Source organism: Caballeronia sp. NCF2 (genome assembly GCF_023631205.1).
Taxonomy (GTDB): domain Bacteria; phylum Pseudomonadota; class Gammaproteobacteria; order Burkholderiales; family Burkholderiaceae; genus Caballeronia; species Caballeronia zhejiangensis.
Map to the genome: position 1 here is coordinate 1 of NZ_JALQDN010000107.1, position 3,695 is coordinate 3,695.

Sequence of the window (3,695 nt, forward strand, 5' to 3'; positions counted from 1 at the left end):
CCTCCGCCGCCCAAACCCGCTTCGACGCGGTGATGCAGGCCGACGGCAAGATCGAGCCGCAGGACTGGATGCCCGAGGCGTATCGCAAGACGCTGGTGCGTCAGATCTCGCAGCACGCGCATTCGGAGATCATCGGGATGCAGCCCGAGGGCAACTGGATCAGCCGCGCGCCGAGCCTCAAACGCAAGGCGATTCTGCTCGCGAAGGTGCAGGACGAAGGCGGCCACGGTCTGTACCTCTACAGCGCGGCCGAAACACTGGGCGTCTCGCGCGATCAACTGGTCGCCGCGCTGCACGCAGGCAAGGCGAAATATTCGAGCATCTTCAACTATCCGACACCCACGTGGGCCGATGTCGGCGTGATCGGCTGGCTCGTCGATGGCGCCGCGATCATGAACCAGATTCCGCTGTGCCGCTGCACCTACGGGCCGTATGCCCGCGCGATGATCCGCATCTGCAAGGAGGAGTCGTTCCACCAACGCCAGGGCTTCGACGCGCTGCTCGCGATGATGAAAGGCACGCAAGCGCAGAAGGACCTCGTGCAGCAGGCGGTGAACCGCTGGTGGTGGCCGGTGCTGATGATGTTCGGCCCGAGCGACAAGGATTCGATCCACAGCGGCCAGTCGTTCGCGTGGGGCATCAAGCGCATCTCGAACGATGACCTGCGTCAGAAGTTCGTCGATGCGACCGTCGAGCAGGCGAAGATCCTCGGCGTCACATTGCCCGATCCCGATTTGAAGTGGAACGAAGCGCGGCAAGCGCACGACTACGGCGCGATCGACTGGGACGAGTTCTGGCGCGTGGTCAACGGCGACGGTCCGTGCAACAAGGAGCGCCTCGCCACGCGCGTGAAGGCGCACGATGACGGCGCGTGGGTTCGCGAAGCCGCACTGGCGTATGCCGAGAAGCAAAAAGCCCGCGCCCACCAACAAGCTGCATGAGCATGGAGACGATGAAGATGAACAAGGAATGGCCGATCTGGGAAGTGTTCGTGCGCAGCAAGCAGGGACTGGATCACAAGCATTGCGGCAGCCTGCACGCACCGGACGCGGGCGCGGCGTTGCGCATGGCGCGCGACGTGTACACGCGTCGTCAGGAAGGCGTGAGCATCTGGGTGGTGCCCTCGGCGGCGATCACGGCATCGGACCCGGCAGACAAGGCCGAGTTGTTCGAGCCCGCGGGCGACAAGATCTATCGGCATCCGACGTTCTTCGTGCTGCCCGACGAAATCAATCACATGTAAGGGCGCGCGACATGAGCCAGAAAGAACATCTCGCCTACGTGCTGCGTCTTGCCGACAACGCGCTGATTCTCGGACAGCGCAACGCGGAGTGGTGCAGTCACGGCCCGGCACTGGAAGAGGATATTGCGCTGGCGAACATCAGTCTGGATCTGATCGGTCAGGCGCGTTTGCTCTACACGCATGCTGCTTCGCTCGAAGCATCGCTCAACGGCAACAAAAAGACCGAAGACGATTACGCGTACTTCCGCACCGAGCGCGAGTTCGCCAACTACACGATCGCGGAGTTGCCGCACTTCGGCCCGCTCGCGGGCACGACGCGCACGGAGCGCGATTACGCGGTGACGATCGTGCGCAACTTCCTGTACTCGGCGTTGATGATGGAAGTGTGGAGCGCATTGCAATCATCGAACGATGCGCAACTCGCGGCGATCGCGGCGAAGTCGATCAAGGAGACGAGCTATCACCTGCATCACGCGCGCGACTGGCTGGTGCGTTTCGGCGATGGCACTGCGGAGTCGCATCGGCGTGCGCAGGCTGCGCTCGATTATCTGATGCCGTACACGCGCGAGTTCTTCGCGACCGATGCAATCGAACAGGCCGTCGCCGATGCGGGCATCGCGCCGCTGGCGAGCGAGTTCGAAGCGGCGTGGCGCGAGCAGGTTGCATCGGCGCTCGATGAAGCGACGCTCCGAGCGCCCGTAGAAGTGCAGCACGTCACGACGGGCAAGCAAGGCGAGCACTCGGAGCACATGGGTTATCTGCTGGCGGAGATGCAGAGCCTGGCGCGTCAGCATCCGGGTGCGAGCTGGTAATGCAGGCCATGCAAACCACGATCGAACGCGCGTGGCACGTGCTCGAGTCGGTGCCCGATCCGGAGATTCCGGTGGTATCGATTCGCGAGCTGGGCATCTTGCGCGATGTGCGTCACGGCGACGATGGCGTGCTCGAAGTGGTGATCACGCCGACGTACTCGGGCTGTCCTGCGATGTCGCAGATTGCTGAGGACATCGCGAAAGCGATCGATGATGCGCAACTCGGCGCGCATCGCATCGAGACGGTGCTGGCGCCTGCGTGGACGACCGACTGGATCACCGATGACGCGCGCGAGAAGCTGCGCCGCTACGGCATCGCGCCGCCGACGGGCGCATGCGGCAGCGCAGAGAAGCCGATCCGCTTCGTGGCGCGCAAGCCCGCGACGATCGCGTGCCCGCGCTGCGGCTCGACGCACACGGAGAAGCTGGCGCAATTCGGCTCGACGGCGTGCAAGGCGTTGTATCGATGCATCGATTGCCGCGAGCCGTTCGATTACTTCAAGCCGTACTGAACCTCACTGACAAGCGAGCCGAGAAAACATGGCGACTCCGCAATTTCATCCGCTGCGCATTCGCGACGTGCGCCCCGAAACCGCCGATGCGCTCACTGTTTCATTCGATGTGCCGCCCGCATTGCGCGATGCGTTTCGCTTCACGCAGGGCCAGTTCGTGACGCTCAAGACGCATATCGATGGCGAGGAGACGCGCCGCTCGTATTCGATCTGCGTGGGCGTGACCGACTACGATCGCGATGGCGAATTGCGCATCGGCATCAAGCGCGTGCGCGGCGGGCGCTTCTCGAACTTCGCGTTCGAGACCTTGAAGCCGGGCCATGAGATCGAGGTGATGACGCCCGACGGACGCTTCTTCACGCATCTGAACGCGGATCACGCGAAGCATTACGTGGCGTTCTCGGGCGGCTCGGGCATCACGCCGGTGCTGGCGATCATCAAGACGACGCTGGACATGGAGCCGACGAGCCGCTTCACGCTGGTGTACGGCAATCGCAGTGTCGACGCGATCATGTTCGCCGAAGAACTCGAGGATCTGAAGAACCGGTATATGGACCGGTTCTCGCTGTATCACGTGCTGTCCGATGATTTGCAGGATGTCGAGTTGTTCAACGGCGTGCTGGATCAAGAGAAGTGCAAGGCGTTTCTTTCGACGCTGCTCTCGCCTGAAGAGATCGATGAAGCGTTCATCTGCGGCCCCGGCCCGATGATGGATGCCGCTGAAGCCGCACTGAAAGAAGCGGGCGTGCCGCCGAAGCAGATTCATGTGGAGCGCTTCGGCACGCCGTTGCCGCAGGCGGGTGCGCCGACGATCGAGATTACGGAGAGCACGCCGGCGGCGGATCTGGAACTGGTCATCGATGGCAAGAAGCGCAAGCTGCGTCTGCCTTATGAAGGCGTGAGCGTGCTCGATGTCGGTCTGAAGGCAGGGCTCGCGTTGCCGTACGCGTGCAAGGGCGGGGTGTGCTGCACGTGCCGCGCGAAAGTGCTCGAAGGCGAAGTGAAGATGGACAAGAACTACACGCTCGAACAACACGAGATCGATGAGGGTTTCGTGCTGACCTGCCAGTGCCATCCGGTGAGCGAGCGCGTGGTTGTGAGCTTCGACGAGCGGTAAGCGACGTCCCG

Annotated in this window: 5 protein-coding genes; all 5 read left to right on the top strand. The window is 62.9% G+C overall.

Features of this window, described 5'->3' with window-relative positions:
* Positions 1-941, top strand: a 941-nt coding sequence (gene paaA / locus NCS02_RS36030; protein WP_250523704.1) for a 1,2-phenylacetyl-CoA epoxidase subunit PaaA, incomplete at its 5' end; no start/stop codon positions are given.
* Between the two features lie 17 nt (positions 942-958).
* A complete protein-coding gene (gene paaB, locus NCS02_RS36035) occupies positions 959-1,243 on the top strand; it encodes a 1,2-phenylacetyl-CoA epoxidase subunit PaaB (protein WP_008349546.1) in 285 nt (94 codons plus the stop codon).
* Between the two features lie 11 nt (positions 1,244-1,254).
* On the top strand, positions 1,255-2,055 hold the full coding sequence (gene paaC / locus NCS02_RS36040; RefSeq protein ID WP_008352722.1) for a 1,2-phenylacetyl-CoA epoxidase subunit PaaC: 801 nt from the start codon (positions 1,255-1,257) through the stop codon (positions 2,053-2,055).
* Positions 2,055-2,567 carry a 1,2-phenylacetyl-CoA epoxidase subunit PaaD gene (paaD, locus tag NCS02_RS36045; protein ID WP_008352721.1) on the top strand — a complete coding sequence of 171 codons (513 nt, stop codon included), beginning with the start codon at positions 2,055-2,057 and terminating at the stop codon, positions 2,565-2,567. The genes paaC and paaD overlap by 1 nt, the downstream gene beginning before the upstream one ends.
* 28 nt (positions 2,568-2,595) lie before the next feature.
* On the top strand, positions 2,596-3,684 hold the full coding sequence (gene paaE, locus NCS02_RS36050) for a 1,2-phenylacetyl-CoA epoxidase subunit PaaE (RefSeq protein WP_008352720.1): 1,089 nt from the start codon (positions 2,596-2,598) through the stop codon (positions 3,682-3,684).
* Positions 3,685-3,695: the final 11 nt, after the last annotated feature.